16 protein-coding genes are annotated in these 18,692 nt (G+C 70.9%); 10 read left to right on the top strand and 6 right to left on the bottom strand.

Annotation, left to right across the window (positions count from 1 at the left end; genetic code table 11):
- Positions 1 to 7: 7 nt before the first annotated feature.
- The 3 genes from ACFP2T_RS11130 to ACFP2T_RS11120 all read left to right on the top strand — a co-directional run bounded on the left by ACFP2T_RS11130 (position 8) and on the right by ACFP2T_RS11120 (position 2,836).
- Positions 8 to 877 carry a TIGR03619 family F420-dependent LLM class oxidoreductase gene (locus ACFP2T_RS11130; protein WP_377420437.1) on the top strand — a complete coding sequence of 290 codons (870 nt, stop codon included), beginning with the start codon at positions 8 to 10 and terminating at the stop codon, positions 875 to 877.
- A gap of 126 nt (positions 878 to 1,003) precedes the next feature.
- Positions 1,004 to 1,321, top strand: coding sequence for a type VII secretion target (locus tag ACFP2T_RS11125; RefSeq protein WP_377420435.1), 318 nt, complete (start codon positions 1,004 to 1,006; stop codon positions 1,319 to 1,321).
- A gap of 6 nt (positions 1,322 to 1,327) precedes the next feature.
- The gene (locus ACFP2T_RS11120; RefSeq protein ID WP_377420434.1) at positions 1,328 to 2,836 is read left to right on the top strand and encodes a hypothetical protein; all 1,509 of its coding nucleotides are present in this window, start codon (positions 1,328 to 1,330) and stop codon (positions 2,834 to 2,836) included.
- A gap of 19 nt (positions 2,837 to 2,855) precedes the next feature.
- Here the strand turns inward: ACFP2T_RS11120 and ACFP2T_RS11115 are convergent, their stop codons facing one another.
- The 3 genes from ACFP2T_RS11115 to ACFP2T_RS11105 all read right to left on the bottom strand — a co-directional run bounded on the left by ACFP2T_RS11115 (position 2,856) and on the right by ACFP2T_RS11105 (position 6,658).
- Entirely contained in the window at positions 2,856 to 3,509 is a 654-nt protein-coding gene (locus ACFP2T_RS11115) for a hypothetical protein (RefSeq protein ID WP_377420432.1), read from the bottom strand.
- A gap of 51 nt (positions 3,510 to 3,560) precedes the next feature.
- A complete protein-coding gene (gene mptB, locus ACFP2T_RS11110) occupies positions 3,561 to 5,135 on the bottom strand; it encodes a polyprenol phosphomannose-dependent alpha 1,6 mannosyltransferase MptB (RefSeq protein ID WP_377420430.1) in 1,575 nt (524 codons plus the stop codon).
- Positions 5,136 to 5,290: 155 nt separating this feature from the next.
- The gene (locus ACFP2T_RS11105; protein ID WP_377420428.1) at positions 5,291 to 6,658 is read right to left on the bottom strand and encodes a lysine N(6)-hydroxylase/L-ornithine N(5)-oxygenase family protein; all 1,368 of its coding nucleotides are present in this window, start codon (positions 6,656 to 6,658) and stop codon (positions 5,291 to 5,293) included.
- 209 nt (positions 6,659 to 6,867) lie between these two features.
- On the opposite strand from ACFP2T_RS11105, the gene ACFP2T_RS11100 reads away from it, so the two are divergent.
- On the top strand, positions 6,868 to 7,827 hold the full coding sequence (locus ACFP2T_RS11100; protein WP_377420426.1) for a methionyl-tRNA formyltransferase: 960 nt from the start codon (positions 6,868 to 6,870) through the stop codon (positions 7,825 to 7,827).
- 18 nt (positions 7,828 to 7,845) lie between these two features.
- Here the strand turns inward: ACFP2T_RS11100 and ACFP2T_RS11095 are convergent, their stop codons facing one another.
- Both ACFP2T_RS11095 and ACFP2T_RS11090 read right to left on the bottom strand, forming a co-directional pair.
- Positions 7,846 to 8,925 carry a S66 peptidase family protein gene (locus ACFP2T_RS11095; RefSeq protein WP_377420424.1) on the bottom strand — a complete coding sequence of 360 codons (1,080 nt, stop codon included), beginning with the start codon at positions 8,923 to 8,925 and terminating at the stop codon, positions 7,846 to 7,848.
- Between the two features lie 110 nt (positions 8,926 to 9,035).
- Positions 9,036 to 9,479 (bottom strand): PPC domain-containing DNA-binding protein, encoded by a 444-nt coding sequence (locus ACFP2T_RS11090; RefSeq protein WP_377420422.1) that lies wholly within the window; start codon positions 9,477 to 9,479, stop codon positions 9,036 to 9,038.
- 228 nt (positions 9,480 to 9,707) lie between these two features.
- On the opposite strand from ACFP2T_RS11090, the gene ACFP2T_RS11085 reads away from it, so the two are divergent.
- Together ACFP2T_RS11085 and ACFP2T_RS11080 are read left to right on the top strand one after the other, a co-directional pair.
- Complete coding sequence (locus ACFP2T_RS11085; protein WP_377420420.1) at positions 9,708 to 11,867, top strand: amylo-alpha-1,6-glucosidase; 2,160 nt, start codon at positions 9,708 to 9,710, stop codon at positions 11,865 to 11,867.
- 61 nt (positions 11,868 to 11,928) lie between these two features.
- Positions 11,929 to 12,717 (top strand): SDR family NAD(P)-dependent oxidoreductase, encoded by a 789-nt coding sequence (locus tag ACFP2T_RS11080; protein ID WP_377420418.1) that lies wholly within the window; start codon positions 11,929 to 11,931, stop codon positions 12,715 to 12,717.
- 11 nt (positions 12,718 to 12,728) lie between these two features.
- On the opposite strand, the gene ACFP2T_RS11075 is transcribed toward ACFP2T_RS11080, so the two are convergent.
- Positions 12,729 to 13,214, bottom strand: coding sequence for a hypothetical protein (locus ACFP2T_RS11075; protein ID WP_377420416.1), 486 nt, complete (start codon positions 13,212 to 13,214; stop codon positions 12,729 to 12,731).
- Positions 13,215 to 13,465: 251 nt separating this feature from the next.
- Between ACFP2T_RS11075 and ACFP2T_RS11070 the strand changes: the two genes are divergently transcribed.
- The 4 genes from ACFP2T_RS11070 (at position 13,466) to ACFP2T_RS11055 (ending at position 18,665) form a co-directional block, all read left to right on the top strand.
- Positions 13,466 to 15,133, top strand: a complete 1,668-nt coding sequence (locus ACFP2T_RS11070; RefSeq protein WP_377420414.1) for a purple acid phosphatase family protein — start codon at positions 13,466 to 13,468, stop codon at positions 15,131 to 15,133.
- A gap of 72 nt (positions 15,134 to 15,205) precedes the next feature.
- Positions 15,206 to 15,889: a hypothetical protein gene (locus tag ACFP2T_RS11065; RefSeq protein WP_377420411.1), complete on the top strand. Its 684-nt coding sequence runs from the start codon at positions 15,206 to 15,208 to the stop codon at positions 15,887 to 15,889.
- Positions 15,886 to 16,731, top strand: a complete 846-nt coding sequence (locus tag ACFP2T_RS11060; protein ID WP_377420409.1) for a nickel/cobalt transporter — start codon at positions 15,886 to 15,888, stop codon at positions 16,729 to 16,731. Before ACFP2T_RS11065 ends, ACFP2T_RS11060 begins: the two co-directional genes overlap by 4 nt.
- Positions 16,732 to 17,096: 365 nt before the next feature.
- Positions 17,097 to 18,665: a discoidin domain-containing protein gene (locus ACFP2T_RS11055; RefSeq protein WP_377420407.1), complete on the top strand. Its 1,569-nt coding sequence runs from the start codon at positions 17,097 to 17,099 to the stop codon at positions 18,663 to 18,665.
- The last annotated feature ends 27 nt before the right edge of the window (positions 18,666 to 18,692 follow it).

Below are 18,692 nucleotides of genomic sequence, written 5' to 3'. Positions count from 1 at the left end.
GAATGACATGAAGTTCGCGATCAGCTACAGCACCCCCTACTACGGCGTCGACCCGGACAAGATAATCGCCTATGCCCGACACGCCGAGGACCACGGCTTCGAGGCGCTGTACCTGCCGGAGCACATCGCGCTGTATCCGGGTGCGACGCTCGGAAGTTGGGAGATCCCACCGTCGCTGCCCTACGCCGATCCGCTCGACACCCTGAGCTTCGTCGCCGCGGCCACCCGCCGGATCCTGCTCGGCACGGGCGTTCTGCTGCTGCCGTACCACCATCCGGTGGTCCTCGCGAAGCGACTGGCCACCATCGACGTGCTGTCCAAGGGCCGGATGCGGCTGCTGACCGTGGGGCTCGGCACCCTGCCGGGCGAGGCGCGCGCGGTCGGGGTGGACTTCAGCACCCGTGGCCGGCGTACCGACGAGGCGATCGACGTCCTGCGGCTGCTCTGGAGCGGCGGCGAGGAAGGGGTCAGCTTCGGCGGGGAGTTCTTCAGCTTCGACAACCTGTGCAGCTTCCCGAAGCCCTACGAAAGCACCCACCTGCCGATCCACGTCGGCGGATCGAGTCGGGCTGCCGCGCGCCGCGCCGGACGGCGCGGCGACGGGTACTTTCCCGGCGGTGCCCTCGGTCCCGCCGAACGCGCCGCCCAGCTCGACCTGGCCAGGTCGACCGCCGTCGCGGCCGGTCGCAGTCCCGAAGTCCTCGAATACACCCGCTGGGGATCGATCGACATGACCGGCGAACGGGTCGAGGCACTCGCCGCGGAGGGGGTGACCCGGATCGTCGTGAGCACCAGCGCCAGCGAGCCCGACGAGCAACGCGACGAGATGTCCGCCTTCGCCGAGCGGTTCGGCCTGGGCGACCGGCATCCCCGGTAGCCCGGCCGTCCACAGCCGACCCGAGCGGCTCCGCCACCGTACGGGACCGCGAAAACTCCTCCTTCGGGTACCTCGCCGCTGGCAACACATTGTTACCGTGCAGGCACTCGGACGCTGGGGGTCGCGATGACGGAGTCGCTACGAGTCGAACCCGATGCACTACGGCAGGCCGGTCAGGTGCCGTGTGAACTCGCCACCGAACTGCGTGGCCTGCGTGACCGGTGGGACGGAGTCACCGCCGACCCGGGTGACGCGCTCGGCGTCGCCGAGGTCACGGCCGCCTTCGCCAAGCTCCAGGACCGGTGGCACGGCGAGCTCTCCGTCCATGTCCGACTGCTGGCGGAACTGTGCCGGGGAGTGGTGCTGTCCGCCGACGGGTACGCGACCAGCGACGCGACGGCGGCGACCCGGCTCGGCGGTGACGGCCCGGTGAAAGCGGGCTGACCACTCATGACCTCCACCGACTACGCCCAGCTCAGCACGCTGATCAATCGGCTGCGGCAGCTGCTGTCGGCGGTCAACCCGGCCAACGCGGTCAGCACCGTCAGCACGGTGCTGGGGATGATCTCCGAACCGCCGCCCGGCGACCCCGACCGGATCGAGGAACTGGCCGTGGCGTTCGGGGTGGCGGCCGGCGACGTCGGGCCGATCGCCGCCGACGTCCGACGGCTCGGCACCGGGCAGTTGCCAGAGATCTGGCAGGGGGTCGCCGGAGCGACCGCCGCCGAACTGGTCACCGCGACCGGTGGCCTGATCGAGGCGACCGGCCCGCAGTTCACCCGGGTACGCGGCGCCCTCGACACGTACGCGGCCGAGGTTCGGGCGCTACGCAGCCGGCACGAGGAGTTGCACGGGGCACTCCGCGACGCCTGGCACGACGCGACACACGTCGCCGGGCTCCCCTTCCCCGACCCGACGGCCCTGGACGACCTGGTCCGCGGCCTGACCCGGCTCGTCACCGGATGCATCGAGGTGTACGACCGCAGCATCGTCGCCGCCGACGCCCTCGCCATCGTGCTGGGTGACGTCACCGGAAAGGCCCGGGCCGGCGCGATGGCCGACTCGACCCTCCCGCCGGCCGGAATCGTGCTCACCACCGGCGTCGGCATCGACGGGAACCTGACCGGCGACAACGCCATCCTCGCCGGTGCCCAGTCCAGCCGGGCCGCCGACCGGTACGACCAACTCGGTCCGCAGGACCGCCGACGCTTCGACGAACTGCTCGCCCAGGCGCCGAGCCAGGCTCACCGGGCGTACCTGCTCAAGGCGCTGGCCGCCGGACATCCGCTCGACAACGTGGTGGCATTCGGCCGGACGATCAACGGCCGGGAAGAAGCCTGGCTGCACAGGCACCTCAGCCTGGTCAACCCGGGCCAGACCGGTTCGGCGACGTACGACGGTGGACGGCTGCGTCAGTACAACGACGTGACCTGCGGGTCGATGACCACGATCATGCTGCGCTCGATCGCCGACCCGCTGTACGCGCTCCACCTGACCACCGGCGGCAACCCGGACGACCCGAAGGCCGTCGATCGCGACGCGGTGCTGCAACGGCTCGCCGACGAACAACAGGCCATCTACGAGCGGTCCAGCCGCAACTGGCCGGACCAGCTCGGCACCCCGCCCTGGGGGCTGGTCGGCGAACTCAACAACCACGCCGGCACCCTCGGCACCGGGTACGAGTTCCGGCTCGTCGACGACACCGACGCCGGCAGCGTCAACCCGGCCCTGCGCGATGCCGTGGCCGCCGTCGACGCCGGGCACACCGTGCCGGTGCTGGCCGGCGACTCGTACCCGGCCCACTATGTGCTGCTGGTCGGGCACGATGGGTCGGACCTGGTCATCTACAACCCGGGGAGCGGTGTCGTGGGCCGAGTCGACGAGAACGACTTCCGCAACGGCAACCTGGGATCGGCGGCCGGCTTCGCCCACGCCAACGGGGTGGCCCTGCCCGGATGACCGTGCTCCGCCGCCGACCTCAGCGGTGCGACGGATCGGGGCTCGCGCCCTCGGTGTACGACGACGCCAACTCCAGGTAGACGCCGTCCTCCTCGGACGGTGCCGGAGCACCGGGGCGTTCGATGCAGGATTGTCCGGCCGCCAGCCCGGCCGGGGCGTCGGCGAACGGATTGGCGTCGTCACGCCGGTTCGGCGCCCGCAAGAGGATGGAGGAACTGCCCTTGCCGTCGGGCCAGATCTCGGCGACGAGATGGAACCAGACCCCCACCCCGGACACCACCTTGTAGCCGACGACGGCCCACCGCCAACCGTCCGACCCGCTCACGCAACGGGTGTGCAGCACGGTCCAACCGGTGTCCCGTACCGTCGCCAGGATCTCGGCGATCCGGCCCTCGGCTTCGGTGACCGCGATACCGCCCGGCGCCGGGGAGCGCCACAGCCCCAGCGGCGCGCTCACCTCGGAACGGTTCCAGCTCCCGTCGTTGATCTCCCAGCCGGGGTACGCGTCGGGCGGTTCGAGAGCGCCGGCGAGGACCGGATCACTGCGCAGCAGGTCGACCCGTTCCTGGTCGACCTTGCTCTCCCCCGGCCGTCCCGGGCAGCCGGCGAGCACCGTGACGAGCAGGACCGCTCCGGCGATCCGGGCGGCGCGGTTGGCCACGTCGACGTGCACCGGCCCATCGTGCCGCATCCGACCGAGCCGAACGGCCCCGCCGGGCCACCGCTACCCCGGCGACCGCTCCGGACGGAACGCCTCGGCGTGTCCTCGCCGCGCCCGCCGGAACCGGGGCCGCCCCGGCAGCATCCGCGCGCCGGCCAGCGCCGAGGGCCGCGCCGGACCGGGCGTCGGTGACCGGTGCGGGTTGACCCGACGGACCCCGCCCGCCCACCGGGCGAGCCCCCAGCAGACCAGGAGCAGGTCGAGCAGCGCTCCCGGGACCTTGGTCTTCGTCACCAGGCCGAGGCTGTCCGGCAGGGTGAGGAAGATCAGCGCGGCGGCTCCGGCGTACAGCAGCGTCGCCGCCCGTCCCCGGGGTGCGGTGGCCGCCAGCACGGCGACTCCGGCGAGGGCGTACCAGGCGTAGAACACCGGCCCGAGCAGGGCGGTGGCGAGCAGGGCCAGCCCGGCGGCGGAGACCGCCTCGGCCACCGGCCCGCGTACCGCCCGGCGCCACAGCACCACCAGGACGACGGCCAGTCCGCACAGTCCGGCCAGCCGGGCCACCTCGACCGCGTTGGCGAACGCCTCCGGCCGGCCCGCCATCCGCAGCCCGTACCCGACCGCCATGCCGACGCCGGTCGGGATCGACGACCACTGGACGTTACCGGCGGTCGCCGGCCAACTCTGCACGAAGCCGAAGCCGTGCCCGGTCAGGCCGGCGAGCAGCACGATGGTGCCGACGGTCGCGCCGGCCAGGACCCCGCCGGCCCCGATCCGGCGGCGACCGGTCCGGGCCCACGGCACGACGGCGAGCGCGAACGGCACGACCACCAGGGCGGTGGCCTTGATCGAGGCGGCGGCCCCGAACGCGACCCCGGCGAGGACGAGCCGGGCGACCACGGTTCGCCGGTCGGTGCCGGCCAGCGGTGCCGTGGCGGCGAACGATCCGGCGACGGCCAGCGGCCCCGCGGCGGCCAGCAGTCCGGCCACGACCAGTCCGGCGAGCAGCGCGTCGTTGTGCGCGCCGGACACGGCGTGCACCAGGGTCAGCGGGCCGAGCGCCCCGAGCCAGACCACCCGGGCCGGTTCCGCGCCGCAGCGGCGGGCCAGCCGGGCACCGGCGACGGTGGCCAGCAGGACGCCGCCGATCGCCGCCAGCCGGAGCAGCGTCACTGCGACCGGCAGGCTCCCGGCCGCGACGACGGCGGCGAACCGTTCGACCAGCAGCCAGAGCGCACCGTACGGCGCCGGGGTGCCCCGCCAGGTCGGCGAGACCCAGTCGAGCCATCGACACGGCAACGCGTCCGGCCCGGCGACGTACGGGTCGAGTCCGGCCGCGACGAGTTCGCCCTGACAGGCGTACGCGTAGACGTCGTGGCTGCCCAGCGGTGGTGCCAGCAGCAGCGGCAGGGCCCAGAGCGCCCCGGTGGCCAGCAGCCATCCCGGCGCGGCGACGGTGCGCAGCCGCCACCAGACGGCCACGAGTCCGGCGGCGCCGACCGCCCAGAGTGCGACGCCGACGCCCCACCCGGGGCCATGCTGCGCTGGCGCCCCGGCGAGGTAGGCGCTCGCGGCCATGGCCACCGAGCAGGCCAGGCCCAGCCACCGCAGCCGATTCGGCGAGTACGAGCCCTGCATGCGCGCATCGTGGCCAGCACAGGTGAATGCCGCCCCCGCTCCGCGCTACCTGCGGACGAACATCGTCGAACCGTCCGAGAGTCCGGGCGACGCCGGTTGGTTGGCGAAGCCGCCGGTACCGGTTCCGGCCTCGGCACACGCCGCGCGGATAGCCGTTACGCCGTGCCCGGGGCGCAGGCGTACTCGGGCTGCCGGTCGGGCGCCGGGTCCGGCACGACAGCCCGGGCGGAGATCGAGGCGAGGATCTCGGCGGCCCGGACGGCGGTGTTGGACAGCAGCGACGAGGAGATCCCGTGGGTGTGTTCGGTGCCGCCCTGGAGGTAGATCCCGGCCCGGACCTCCGGCCCGGTACGCAGCCGGTAGTCGCGCTCCACCAGCGCCCGTCCGGACTCGTCCCGCTGGCACACCTGCGCCGCCTCGCCGAGCAGGTCGAAGGGGTCGACCGGCCGGTAGCCGGTGGCGAAGACCACCACGTCGGCGTCGAGCACCGTCTTCTCGTTGGTCACCAGCGACTCGACCACCGTCCGGACCCCTTCGGGGGTACGGACCGTCTCCACCACCCGGGACAGGTTGAACATCCGCAGTCGCTCGACTCCGCGTACCTTCTCCTGGTACACGCGCCGGTACAGCGCGTCGATCAGTTCCTGGTCGACCACGGAGTAGTTGGTGTTGCCGTGGTAGGCGAGCATCATCTCCTTGACCCCTCGCGGCGCCTCGAAGTACTCCTCCACGGCCGCCGGGTCGAAGATCCGGTTGGCGAACGAGCTGTCGTCGGCGGGGCTGTAGCCGTACCGGGAGAAGACGGCGCAGACCTCGGCCCGGGGGAATTCGCGGTGCAGGTGGTCGACGGCCTCGGCCGCGCTCTGCCCGGCGCCGACCACGACGAAGCGGGCCGGCGCCGACGGCACCAGGCTTCGGAGGTTCGGCAGCAGGTCACGGTTGTGCCAGATCCGGGTGTCGAGGGTGACGCCCTCGGGCAGATGGGGCCGCAGACCGGCGCCCAGCACCAGGTTGCGGGCCCGGTGCACGACCGGCGGGGTGGAACACGCGCCGGTCCGGGCGGCCACGTCGAAGTGGGTCAGTTCGCCGTCCCGCCACACCGGCCGCACGTCGACGACCTCGTGGCCGTACCGGACCAGGCCGTCGACCTGCGCCGCCGCCCACTCCAGGTAGTCGTGGAACTCGACCCGGGACGGGAACAGGTTCTTGTGGTTGATGAAGTCGATCAAGCGCCCCCGGCTCTGCAGGTAGCAGAGAAAACTGAACTCGCTGGCCGGATTGCGCAGCGTCACCAGATCCTTCAGGAACGACACCTGCATGGTGGTGTCGTCGAGCAGCATCCCCCGGTGCCACCCGAACCGGGGCTGGCGTTCCAGGAAGACCGCGCTGCCGGCGTGTCCCGCGCGGGACTCCGCGTTGGCCTCGCGGATGGCGATGGCCAGGGCGAGGTTCGACGGGCCGAATCCGATGCCGACGAGGTCGTGGACCTGGGGATCGTCGTCGCTGCGATTGCTTGGTGACATACCTGTCCCATCAGTCTGCCGGGCCGGTCGGCCGGCTTGGTGGAGGACTGGATCCGTACGGACCCGGTGCGGCTGGCGCGGACGGTCGACCATCCGTGGCATTTAGGTTAGGCTAACCTACACCCTGGTCAAGGACAATATGGACCGCCTGGCAGTTGCTCTCGCGGCAAGCGGGAACGACCGAGGGCGAGGCGAAGAGGAGAGCGTCGATGCGGGTTGTCATGTTCGGCTATCAGACCTGGGGGCACCGCACCCTGGAGGCGCTGCTGAACTCCGAGCACGAGGTCAGCCTCGTCGTCACGCATCCCAGGAGCGAACACGCGTACGAGAAGATCTGGGACGACTCGGTGGCCGAGCTGGCCGAGAAGCACGACGTACCCGTGCTGATCCGCAAGCGTCCCGGTGACGCCGAGCTGATGGACCGACTCCGGCAGGCCGAGCCCGACGTCATCGTGGCCACCAACTGGCGTACCTGGATCCCGCCGGAGATCTTCAACCTGCCGCCGCACGGCACGCTGAACGTGCACGACTCGCTGCTCCCCGCGTACGCCGGCTTCTCGCCGCTGATCTGGGCGCTGCTCAACGGCGAGCGCGAGGTCGGGGTCACCGCCCATCTGATGGACGACACCCTCGACGCGGGCGACATCGTGCTGCAACGCGCCGTACCAGTCGGCCCCACCGACACCGCCACCGACCTGTTCCACCGCACGCTGGAACTGTTCGGCCCGATCACCGTGGACGGGCTGGCCCTGATCGCCTCCGGCCGGACCGACTGGCGCAAGCAGGACCGTTCCAGGGCCAGCTTCTTCCACAAGCGGTCGGAGGAGGACATCCGGATCGACTGGACCCGGCCGGTGGACGAGATCGAGCGACTGGTCCGGGCGCAGTCCGACCCGTACCCGAACGCCTTCACCCACCACGACGGCCAGCGGGTGCGGATCCTCTCCGCCCGGGTCTCGCAGGGCCGGTACGGCGGCACCCCGGGCCGGATCTTCTACCGGGAGGGCGACGGCGTGGTGATCGTGGCCGGGCCCGAGGCGCGCTCCGGCCGCGAGCACGGCCTGGCCATCACCCGGGTACGTACCGACGACGGCCAGGACCACGCCGCGACCGACTACTTCCGGACCATGGGGGGTTACCTGACCCGCTACCCCGACGGCCGGCTCTAGTCGGCGCGGCGCCGCCGGTTACCTGACGCCGGGCTCCACCGTCAGGGTCCCGGCCTGGGCATCGATGGTGGCCCGGGCTCCGAGCGGGATGGTGAGCTGCCCGTTGCCGTGCCCGAGGCGGAGCCCGCCCAGCACCGGCACCCCGAGGTCGTAGAGCCGGTCCCTGAGCATCGCCACCGCGTCCCACTCGCCGGGCCCGCCGACGCTGTTGGTGATCTGCCCGACCACCACTCCGGCGACCCGGCGCAGTACGCCCACCCGACGCAACTCCGTCAGCATCCTGTCGAGGCTGTACGGCGCCTCGTCCACGTCCTCGAAGAACAGGATGGCGTCGTCGAAGTCCGGCGAGTCCCCCGCGCCGTACGACGTGGAGAGCAGCGTCAGGCAGCCGCCCAGCAGCCGACCGGAGGCCCGGCCCGGCACCATGACCGGAGCGGCGGTCTCGGCCGGATCCCGGTTGACCACGACCGGGGCGGTGGTCATCACCGCCCGGCGCAGCGCCTCGGCCGAGTCCGGCCCGGTCCGGCTGTCGTTCCAGTTGACCATCGGGCCGTAGAACGTCACCAGGCCGGTGTCCCGCCACAGCTTGCCGTGGATGCTGGTGATGTCGCTGAACCCGACGACCACCTTCGGGTGGCGGCGGACACCGGCGACCTTGATCTGGTCGACGATCCGCTGGGTGCCGTAGCCGCCCCGGGCCGCGAAGACGGCACGGACATCGGGGTCGTTCAGCGCGTCGTTCAGGTCGGCCAGCCGCTGGGCGTCGGTGCCCGCCAGGTAGCCGTACCTGGCGAAGACGTGCTGGCCGAGTTCCACCTCCAGGCCCCAGCTCCGCAGGATCTCCATCCCCCGGTTCATCAGGACCGGGTCCGGGGTGCCGCCCGGCGACACGACCCGGACCCGGTCGCCGGGCACCAGCGCCCGGGCGCGCAGCGGCGTCACGCCGCGCCGCGGCGCCGCCTCCGCCCCCGTGCCGGCCGCGCCGACCAGCAGCGCACCACCGGTGGCCACCGCCCCGGTACGCAGCATGTTCCGCCGGGACAGGGCTCCACTGCCGGCCCTGCGGACCGGTACGGGTTCTACTTCGGACTGTCGCACGGACATCCCTCCGTCGATGACATGTGGCTCCAGCGTTCGAGCCGGCAACCATATCGTGGATCATCGACGTATGGCGTCCACCGGGGACGGCGCCCGGGAGCGACCGGCGGTCAGGTCCGGGCGGATCCGGTCAACAGCGCCACCCCGGTCTCCGGATCGACCCGTTTGGCCAGCTCCGCCGCGACCTCGGTGACGACCACCTCCAGGGTGGGCCACACCTGGCCACGGCGTAGGTGGCCGCCGACCGTGCTGCCGTCCCGGCGACCTAGTACGGCGTGCACGTGCAGCGCTGGCTCCCCGTCCACCTCGGCGATGTCGCCGAGCAGGGAGAGGACCTCGACCTGTTCCGACACCGGGATCGGGAGGTAGTCCCGGGCCTCCCGGTCGAAGTAGCCGACCTCGGCGTTCTCGAAGCCGCCCACGGCGGTGACCTGTGCCGCGCGGATCCCCCGGCGTCGGGCCACCTCGTTGACGGTGGCCACCGCCTCCTCGCCCCGCTCCACCGCGATCACCACGACCCGCCGGCCATCGCCCGCCAGTTCGACGTCCCGCATCCGGTCCTCCTCACCCTCGGGTCCTCCGCACCCTCCGTGCTCTCTCCTGCCCGCCGTCGCCCTGCCCATGCCTGCCCCGGCCGAGGAACCCCGGTCCCGTGCCGACCCGCCGCCTGCCAGGCCCGCTTTCGGGGCCGGTTCTCGCGTTCGGCACCGCCGCCGGTCCGGACCTGCCTAGGCTGACGAACGACAGGATGGCCATGCTTCTCGTCCGGTAAAGAGGCTGCCGTGACGAATGTTGTCCGACGTCCCACGCCGGCCGACCCGACTCCGGGTCTGGCGGCCGGCGCCGAAACGCCGAGTTCGGTCCAACGTACCCAGCCACCCGAGTTGGGACCGGACGCCGTCGCGGTGGTGGAGGGCCGCTCGTTCATGGTGAGCAACGCCACCGGAGACGTACCGGTCGGCACGATCGGCGGCCTGGTGCACGACGACACCCGGCTGCTCAGCCAGTGGGAACTGACCCTCGGCGGCGCATCGTTGCTCCTGCTCAGCTCCGGCACCATCGACGACGACTCCGCGGCGTTCTTCCTCACCAACGCGGACCTGCCACACGTTCCGACGAACAGCGTCGGAGTCCGCCGGCAGCGCTTCATCAGCGAGGCCATGCAGGAGCGCATCGAGCTGGAGTGCTTCGCGAACGAGGTGCAGTCGGTGCAGCTACGCCTGCGGGTGGGCACCGACTTCGCGGACCTTTTCGAGATCAAACAATGCGTACGGGACCGCTCGGCCAACATCACCCGGGACCACCCCACCGACGGCTCCGGTCTCAGCTTCACCTACCGCAACGCCGGTTTCGAGGCCGTCACCGCCCTCAAGTCCTCGCCCCCGGCGGACCGGGTGGAGGAGAACGACCTGATCTGGGACCTCCGGCTGGAGCCCGGAACCAAATGGGAGGCCGAACTGACCGTCGCACTGCCCCGCAGGCCCAGCGAGATGCCGTCGCTGCACCGCCAGTTCGGCAAGGGATTCGACCTGGTCGGCGAGGACCCCACCGAGATCTGGCACGACGACTGTCCGGTACAGGAGTTCGACTCCGATCTGATCAACCGGGTGCTGCGAAAGTCCAAACTGGACCTGGTCGCACTCCGGATCGCGCAGAAGGTGGGCGACGAGACTATCGTGCTGCCAGCCGCCGGGCTGCCCTGGTTCCTCACCATCTTCGGCCGGGACTCGTTGGTCACCGCTTACCAGACGGTCTGCTTCGGACCGCGCCTCGCCCACGGCACCATCCGGATGCTCGCGAACTACCAGGGCACGAAACTGGACGACTTCCGGGACGAGGAACCCGGCAAGATCCTCCACGAGGTACGCAGCGGCGAGCTGACCCGGACCGGTGAGAAGCCGCACAACCCGTACTACGGCACCTCCGACGCGACCCAGCTCTGGCTGATCCTCCTCTCCGAGTACTGGCGCTGGACGCTCGACGACGGCCTCGTCCGGCAGTACCGCGACAACGTGTACGCCGCGCTGCGCTGGATCGACAACTACGGTGACCTGGACAAGGACGGATACGTCGAGTACGCCACCCGCTCTCCACAGGGGCTCGGGAACCACTGCTGGCGGGACTCGGCCGACGGAATTGCCTACTCCGACGGAGCCATCCCGGTGCTGCCGATCGCGACCTGCGAGATCCAGGGCTACACCTACGACGCGAAGCTACGGGTCGCCGAACTCGCCGACGGGCCCCTGGGGGATCCGGAACTCGCGGAGCGGCTGCGCGACGAGGCGCACCGGCTCCGGCAGCGCTTCAACGAGGACTTCTGGATCGACAAGCGGGGCGGCTACTACGCCGTGGGGCTCGACGGCGACAAGCGCCAGATCGACTCGATGACCTCCAACATGGGGCAGCTCCTCTGGAGCGGCATCGTCCCGCCGGAACGCGCCAAAATCATCGCCGACCAACTCCTGGCCGATCACATGTTCTCCGGCTGGGGCGTCCGGACCACCTCCACCGGCAACACCTGCTACAACCCGATCGGGTACCACAGCGGCACGGTCTGGCCGCACGACAACTCGCTGATCGCGCACGGGCTGAACCGCTACGGGTTCCAGGCGGAAGCCACCCGGATCATCGTCGGGATGCTGGAGGCCGCCGACTTCTCCGAACACCGGTTGCCCGAGGCGTTCGCCGGATACGACCGGTCGTACGGACGCAAGCCGGTGCCGTATCCGACCGCCTGTACGCCACAGGCCTGGGCGAGCGCCGCACCGATGCTCTTCCTCCGGACCCTGCTCGGTCTGGAGGCCCGGAACGGTCAGCTCACCCTGAACCCCTGCCTGCCACGGGACTTCGGCCGGGTCAAGCTCCTCCGGTTGCAGGCCTTCGGCAAGCGTTGGGACCTGGAGGCAACCGGCACCCAGGGGCACGTACGGCTCTCGACCTGACCGGTACCCGCGGATACCCGTCGTAGCCGCGGATCGTCATCGCGCGATGAGGAAGAAGTTCATGACAGGAACGAAGGCCCTCGGCACCCGGCCCGGCATGCTCAGTGACAAGGTCGCGTTCATCACCGGCGCCGGCCGGGGCATCGGCGCGACGGCGGCCCGGCTGTTCGCCCGGGAGGGCGCCGCGGTAGTGCTGGCGGCACGGACGGAGTCCCAACTCGCCGACGTCGTCGACCAGATCCGGGACGACGGCGGCACGGCCGACTACGTACTCACCGACCTGACCGACGCGGCCAGCATCCAGGCCGCCGTCGACACCGTCATCCGGCTGCACAACCGGTTGGACGTGGCCTTCAACAACGCCGGCGTTTCCGTCCCGCACACCCCGATGGTGAATGCCACGGAGCAGAACTTCGACCTGGTCACCACCGTCAACTACAAGGGTGTCTTCCTCTCCATGACCGCCGAGATCCGGGCGATCCGGGCGACCGCCGGGACCGGGGCGATCGTCAACAACAGCAGTGTCGGCAGTTTCCGGGGCTCGCCGGGACTCGGGCCGTACGCCGCGACGAAACGGGCGGTCAACAGCCTCACCGAGACCGCGGCGGCCGAACACGGCCCGGAGGGTATCCGGGTGAACGCGATCGCGCCCGGCACCACGATGACCGGAGTGATCCGCAGGTGGGCGGAGGAGGAACCCGCCGCCGTCGACCGGCTCAACTCGCTCACCCCGCTGCGTCGGGCCGCCGAACCGGACGAGATCGCCGAGGCCGCCGCCTGGCTGCTCAGCGACCGTGCCTCCTTCGTCACCGGCGTCTGCCTGCCGGTCGACGGTGGCCTACGCGCCTGACGAGGGGGTGCTCACCGGATCTGCGGTAGCACCGAGTCGGTGAGTCGGCCGTGTGGACGGTAGACGACGCACATCACCGTCCGGTCGCCGTCGGCCCAGGTCTGCTCGGTCGGCAGGATCGGATAGAAGTCCAGTCTTCCGCCGGACCGGTCCGGCCAGCGCCGCTCGAAGAAGTTTCCACAACCCTCCCAGGCGAAGGCCGCCAGTTCCGGACGTTGCCACGGCCCGTCGGCGGCACGCAGGAAGCCGTACGACTGGTTGTCCGCACCCTCCTCACAGGGCTCGTACCGGACGATCACCTCGGCGGCCTGCCGCGAGTACGCCGGATCGGCGAAGCACTCGCCACCCTCGATGTTGAGGATGCCGCTCGTCTGCGCACTGATGAACGTGTCGTCCTTGGCCTGCGGCGGCGAGACCGTCGGGTCGATGGCGGATATCGCCGCGAGGGCGCCGACGGTGGCGGCCACCGCCCAGCGGCGCGACGGCAGGTTCATCATGCTCCGAACTCTGTGGAGGGACCCGACGTCGGCATGCTAGGTGGTCCGGGGTGAACGACCGGGCACCACCGGATGGCTGGTCGACCGCCACGCCGTGAATCCTGCGCGGATGACCGGGCAGCGACCAGCAGTTCACCTTCTGGTCAGGAAACCGCCGATCACTTTTTGATCATCTCTGGGTGAATGCGCTTGCTCACCGGTCGGCCGACGACCGGGAGCGCAGTTCACTTTCACCTGAAAGGTGACTCTCGTTGAGTAACGTCAAGAGACCCTGGATCGTGGGTTCCCGGCGGGCGAAGCTGACGGCGATCGGTGCCGCGGCTATGCTCGTCGGTGGCTTCGCGTTGAGCCCGGTGGCGTTCGGTGACGCCGCACCGGGCAAGTACCCGGCGGCGGAGATCCACCGGCCGTCGCCGATGCCGGACCGCATCATCCTCACCCCCACCACCACGCCCTCCACCTCGCAGCGGGTGACCTGGCGTGCCGAGGCCACCCCGGAGTGGGCCCAGGCCGAGATCCTCGAGGCCCCCGCCGCGCTCGGCGGAGTGGCTCCCCCCGCGGGCGCCGTCTCGGCGGTCAAGGCGATGTCGACCACCTCGGTCAACACCTCCCTCGGGTACGCGTCGACCTACCACACCGCGGAGTTCCTCGGCCTCAAGCCGGGGACCCGCTACTCCTACCGGGTCGGCGACGGCACCAACTGGAGCGCCTGGACCGACTTCACCACGGCCACCGCCGACGCCGAGCCGTTCTCGTTCATCTACTACGGCGACGCCCAGAACTACATCGACTCCGCGGTGCCCCGGGTGTTCCGGCAGGCGTTCGCGGACCGGCCGCAGGCCAAGGTGATCGTCAACGCCGGTGACCTCATCGACTCCGCGAACAGCGAGGAGCAGTGGGGCCAGTGGTACCAGGCTGGCGGCTTCATCGACGGCCAGATCAACAACATCTCGATCCCCGGTAACCACGAGTACAGCGGCAGTGCGCTGTCCTCGTTCTGGGCGCCGCAGTTCCCGTTCCCGGACAACGGTCCGGCCGACTGGCCGGCGGAGCTGGACCGGACCGCCTACACGGTGGACTACCAGGGCGTGCGGTTCATCGGCCTGAACACCAACGTGCAGGGCATCCCCGACATCATGGCCGCGCAGACCGCGTGGTTGGAGGGTGTGCTCAAGAACAACCCCAACAAGTGGACCGTGGTGACCTTCCACCACCCGGTCTACTCGACCGCCGAGGGCCGCAACAACCCCGTGGTCCGGGCGCAGTGGGGCCCGCTGTTCGAGAAGTACGGCGTGGACCTCGTCCTCCAGGGCCACGACCACACCTACGGCCGGGGCAGCGTCAGCTCGTCCCGGCAGTCGCTGTCCGTACACGACAGCACCGTTTACGCGGTGTCGGTGTCCGGCGGCAAGATGTACGACGTCGACGGCTCGGTCTGGACCGACAACGGCGCGGACATCATGAGCAAGGGCGAGGACAAGCAGCTCTACCAGCTGATCGACGTCACCGCCGACAGCATCCGGTACGAGGCCCGCTACGCCAACGGCCAGCACCACGACGGCGTCGTCATCCGGAAGAACGCGGACGGCGAGCGCACCGTCAACGAACTCCGTACCCCGGAGAACACCGTCGGTGAGCAGGCCAAGGTCAACAAGACCATCGTCGAGGCCAAGGGCAAGGTCAAGGTCTCCGCGTACGGCTACGACCCGGGCGAGGAGGTGACGGTCTACCTGCGCAACTCCAAGGACGGCGCGGGCAAGAACGGCGTCTTCATCGGCTACAAGAAGGCCGACGAACTGGGCCGGCTCGAATACACCTTCGCGCTGCCCCCGTCGGCGAAGAAGAACACCACCCACGTGGTGTACCTGACCAGTGAGAACCAGAAGATCACCAGTCCGGTCATCACCGTGACGAAGTAGTTCCCGCCGGGCGCGGAGCATTCGCGGCCGCGAATGCTCCGCGCCCGGTCCGTACCTCAGGAGACTTTCCCAGTGCCCCTCCGCATCCCGCCGCTGGTCGCGGCCCGCGTCACCGGCGCGGCCGCCCTGGCCGCCGTCGTGGTGGCCCTCGCGGCCCCGGCGACTCCGGCCGCCGCACATCCGTTCGGCCCACCGTCCACCGCGCGGATCAGCGTCGACGGCTCCGGCGTCGCGATCACCTGGCTCGCCGCCGAGGACGACTGGGTGGCCCTCGGCCAGTCCCTCGGGGCCTTCGAGGACCCGACATCCGGCGCGGTGGCGACCGAACTCACCGGGGAGCAGAAGCTCCAGCGGTCCACCCGGGTACACGACTACCTGCTGGAGCGGATCACGGTCCGGCAGGACGGCTCCCCGTGTCCCGGACGGCTCGCCGCCCTGGACCGGCTGCTCAGCCGGGGCGCCCGGCTCGACTTCGACTGCCCGGTCGAGGTGGTCGATCTCGACGTCACCGTGGGCGCGCTGACCGACCTGAACGAGGCGTACCGGACGATGCTCACCAGCGAGACCCCGGCCACGCCGGACCGGACGCTGTTCACCGCCACCGAGCCGACCCATCGGGTGCGGTTCGCGCCGGGTACGGGTGGCCTGTCCGGTACGACGCTCCGGACTGCGATCGGCACCGGTACGGCCGTGGTCGCGGCCGTGGCCGTGCTGGTCGCGGTACGGCTGCGTCGACGCACCCGGGGCCGGTCGTGAACGGCCTCGACGGCCGGCTGGTGTCGCTCTTCGACGGCCGAGCGGTCTTCTGGCTGGCCCTGCTGGTGGCGCTGGGGGTCGGGGCCGCGCATGCGGTCGCGCCGGGCCACGGCAAGAGCATCACCGCGGCCTACCTGCTCGGCACCCGGGGTCGGTACCGCGACGCGATCCGACTCGGGGTGATCGTGGCGGTGATGCACACCTTCTCGGTCCTGGTGCTGGCGCTCGCCTGGGTCGGACTGAGCGGCGCGGCGAGCCTCGGCACCAGGACGGTGACCGCGTGGATGCAGGTGGCGGCCGGGTTGCTCGTCATCGGTGTGGGTGCCCAGCTCACCTGGCGGCAGTTGCGGGGCGGCCATCGACACCACCACGGTCACGGACACGCCCACGACCACGACCACGGACACGGACACACCCACGGACACGGGCACGACCACCACCACGAGCACGGACACGGCCACGTCGGTGCCGCCGAACCAGAACACACGCATCACGTCGCGGCGCCGACGGATCCGTGGTCCCGGCGCGGGCTGACCGTACTCGCGGTCTCCGGTGGCCTGCTGCCCTCGCCATCCGCGTTCCTGGTGCTGGTCAGCGGCCTACTGACCGGCCGCGCGATCGACGCGTTGCTCCTCGTGCTCGCCTTCGGGGTCGGCATGGCGGCCACGCTCACCGCCGTCGGTCTGGTCGCCATCCGCGGATTCGCGCTGCTGAGCGGCGGCACCCGACGCTGGCCTATCGCGGCGACCGCGACAGCCTGGACCCCGGCGATCGCCGGGGTGGCGGTCAGCCTCGGTGGCTGCCTCTACCTGGCCGCGGCGATCTCGGTGTTGTCCGGCTGACCCTCCGTGCCATGACGTCCAATGTTTCCTCGGACGTGGACGGCGATGCGCTCCGCGCGGGTACGACAAGGACACGGCCATGAACAGTGCTGATGTCGTCGACTGCGCCCCGGTCGGCACCCCCTGACACCCGCCCGTCGATTAACGGCCACCGATGACCTCGGATGTTTCCTATTGATTAGCGTCGCGGTCTGTGGTTAATTCTCTAGCACGTCGGACAATCCGCTCGTAGCCATCGGTACCAGCACCGAGACGTCCGAACGCCACCGGGCACGGCACCCGGTGACCACCGCACACCGGCCTCAAGCGCGGCGGCGCGCGCCTTGCCTGGCTGCCCCTCTCCAGCTCAGGAAGAAGGAGCACGCATGTCACCGTCCCCACGCACCATCCGCCTGCTCGCCACACCACTGCTGCTGCTCGGCCTGTTCGCCGCCGCCATCGGGCCGACGCCCGGCCGGGCGAGCGCCGAGACCGGATCGTCCGGCACGACGGAGGCGACCGGCGCCACCGGGTCGGCTCCGGCCGTCGCGGCGGCCGGCCTGTCGAACAAGGTCCACCTCTTCTACTACTCCTGGTACGGCAACCCGGCCACCTACGGTCAGTGGCGACACTGGCAGCAGGGCGGGCACACGCCGCCGGACGACATCGGCGCCGACTTCTACCCCTCGCTCGGTGCGTACGACTCCGGCGACTACGCCGGGGCCGTGGCCCAGCACATGGCCTGGGTACGGCAGTCCGGCGCGGGCGTCATCGTCTACAGCTGGTGGGGTCAGGGTTCCTTCGAGGACAACCTCGCGGCCGGGGTGCTCGAGGCCGCCGCCCGGCAGGGCGTGAAGGTCGCCTGGCATCTGGAGCCCTACCAGGGGCGTACCGCCGCCTCGACCGTCGCCGACGTCAACTACATCAACCAGCGGTACGGAAGCAGTCCGGCCTTCTTTCGCGACCCCGAGCACGGTAACCGCCCGGCGTTCTACGTCTTCGAGAGCGTACGGATCACCGACTGGTCGCCGATCGCACCGTTGAAGGCGAACAACATCATCCTGGCGCAGACCACCAACACGTCGCTGGTCGGCGACTTCGGCGGGATATACACCTACGACGGCATCGCCGGCGCCACCGCACCGGGCTGGCAGCAGGCCGCCGCGTACGCGAAGGCGAACGGGCTGGTCTGGGCTCCGTCGGTCGCGCCCGGCTACCTGGACGACCGTGCGGTTCCGGGCAACACCACGCCGACGGTGGACCGCGCCAACGGCGCGATGTACGACCAGCAGTGGAACAACGCCCTGAACCCGGCCACCGGTGGTCCGCCCAGCTGGGTCTCGGTCACCTCGTTCAACGAGTGGCACGAGGGGTCCAGCATCGAACCGGCCAGGGCCAACCCGCCGGCCGGGCACGGCTACCTGACCTACAACGGCGCCTACGGACGTACCGGTGCCGCCGCCGAGACCGCCTACCTCGACCGGACCGCCTACTGGGTGAACCGGTTCGACCCGGGCACCGGCGTCCCGGAGGGCAACCTGGCGCTGAACCGCCCGGCGACCGCCAGCGGCCAGTGCGCCGCCAGCGAGGCGCCGGGCAAGGCGGTCAACGGCACCTGGTCGGGTGGGCTGTCCGACAAGTGGTGCGTGCTCGGCAACACCCGCTGGCTCCGGGTCGACCTCCAGTCGAACACCCAGGTCGGCCGGTTCGTCCTGCGGCACTCCGGTGCGGGCGGGGAGAACCCGGCCTGGAACACCCGGGACTTCGACCTGCAGACCAGCACCGACGGGACCACCTGGACGACGGTGGCGGCCGTACGCGGCAACACCGCCGACGTCAGCACCCACACGGTCGCCCCGGTCACCGCCCGGTACGTCCGGCTGAACGTGCTCGCACCGACCAGCGACGGCAACACCGCGACCCGGGTGTACGAGTTGGAGGTCTACCGCGCCTGACCGGCATCGGCGCCACCACGTCCGCTG

Origin of the sequence: Plantactinospora solaniradicis (genome assembly GCF_042658085.1) — a bacterium.
In the GTDB taxonomy this organism is placed as follows: Bacteria; Actinomycetota; Actinomycetes; order Mycobacteriales; family Micromonosporaceae; genus Plantactinospora; species Plantactinospora solaniradicis.
The sequence above is the reverse complement of the archived record's forward strand: the minus strand, read 5'-3'. Positions and strand labels throughout refer to the sequence as shown.

Excerpts from the sequence above, each read along its gene's own strand:
- ACFP2T_RS11120 (WP_377420434.1), top strand. The coding sequence starts at position 1,328 with ATGACCTCCACCGACTACGCCCAGCTCAGCACGCTGATCAATCGGCTG.
- ACFP2T_RS11100 (WP_377420426.1), top strand. The coding sequence starts at position 6,868 with ATGCGGGTTGTCATGTTCGGCTATCAGACCTGGGGGCACCGCACCCTG.
- ACFP2T_RS11130 (WP_377420437.1), top strand. The coding sequence starts at position 8 with ATGAAGTTCGCGATCAGCTACAGCACCCCCTACTACGGCGTCGACCCG.
- ACFP2T_RS11125 (WP_377420435.1), top strand. The coding sequence starts at position 1,004 with ATGACGGAGTCGCTACGAGTCGAACCCGATGCACTACGGCAGGCCGGT.
- mptB (WP_377420430.1), bottom strand. The coding sequence starts at position 5,135 with ATGCAGGGCTCGTACTCGCCGAATCGGCTGCGGTGGCTGGGCCTGGCC.
- ACFP2T_RS11080 (WP_377420418.1), top strand. The coding sequence starts at position 11,929 with ATGACAGGAACGAAGGCCCTCGGCACCCGGCCCGGCATGCTCAGTGAC.
- ACFP2T_RS11055 (WP_377420407.1), top strand. The coding sequence starts at position 17,097 with ATGTCACCGTCCCCACGCACCATCCGCCTGCTCGCCACACCACTGCTG.
- ACFP2T_RS11090 (WP_377420422.1), bottom strand. The coding sequence starts at position 9,479 with ATGCGGGACGTCGAACTGGCGGGCGATGGCCGGCGGGTCGTGGTGATC.
- ACFP2T_RS11075 (WP_377420416.1), bottom strand. The coding sequence starts at position 13,214 with ATGATGAACCTGCCGTCGCGCCGCTGGGCGGTGGCCGCCACCGTCGGC.
- ACFP2T_RS11105 (WP_377420428.1), bottom strand. The coding sequence starts at position 6,658 with ATGTCACCAAGCAATCGCAGCGACGACGATCCCCAGGTCCACGACCTC.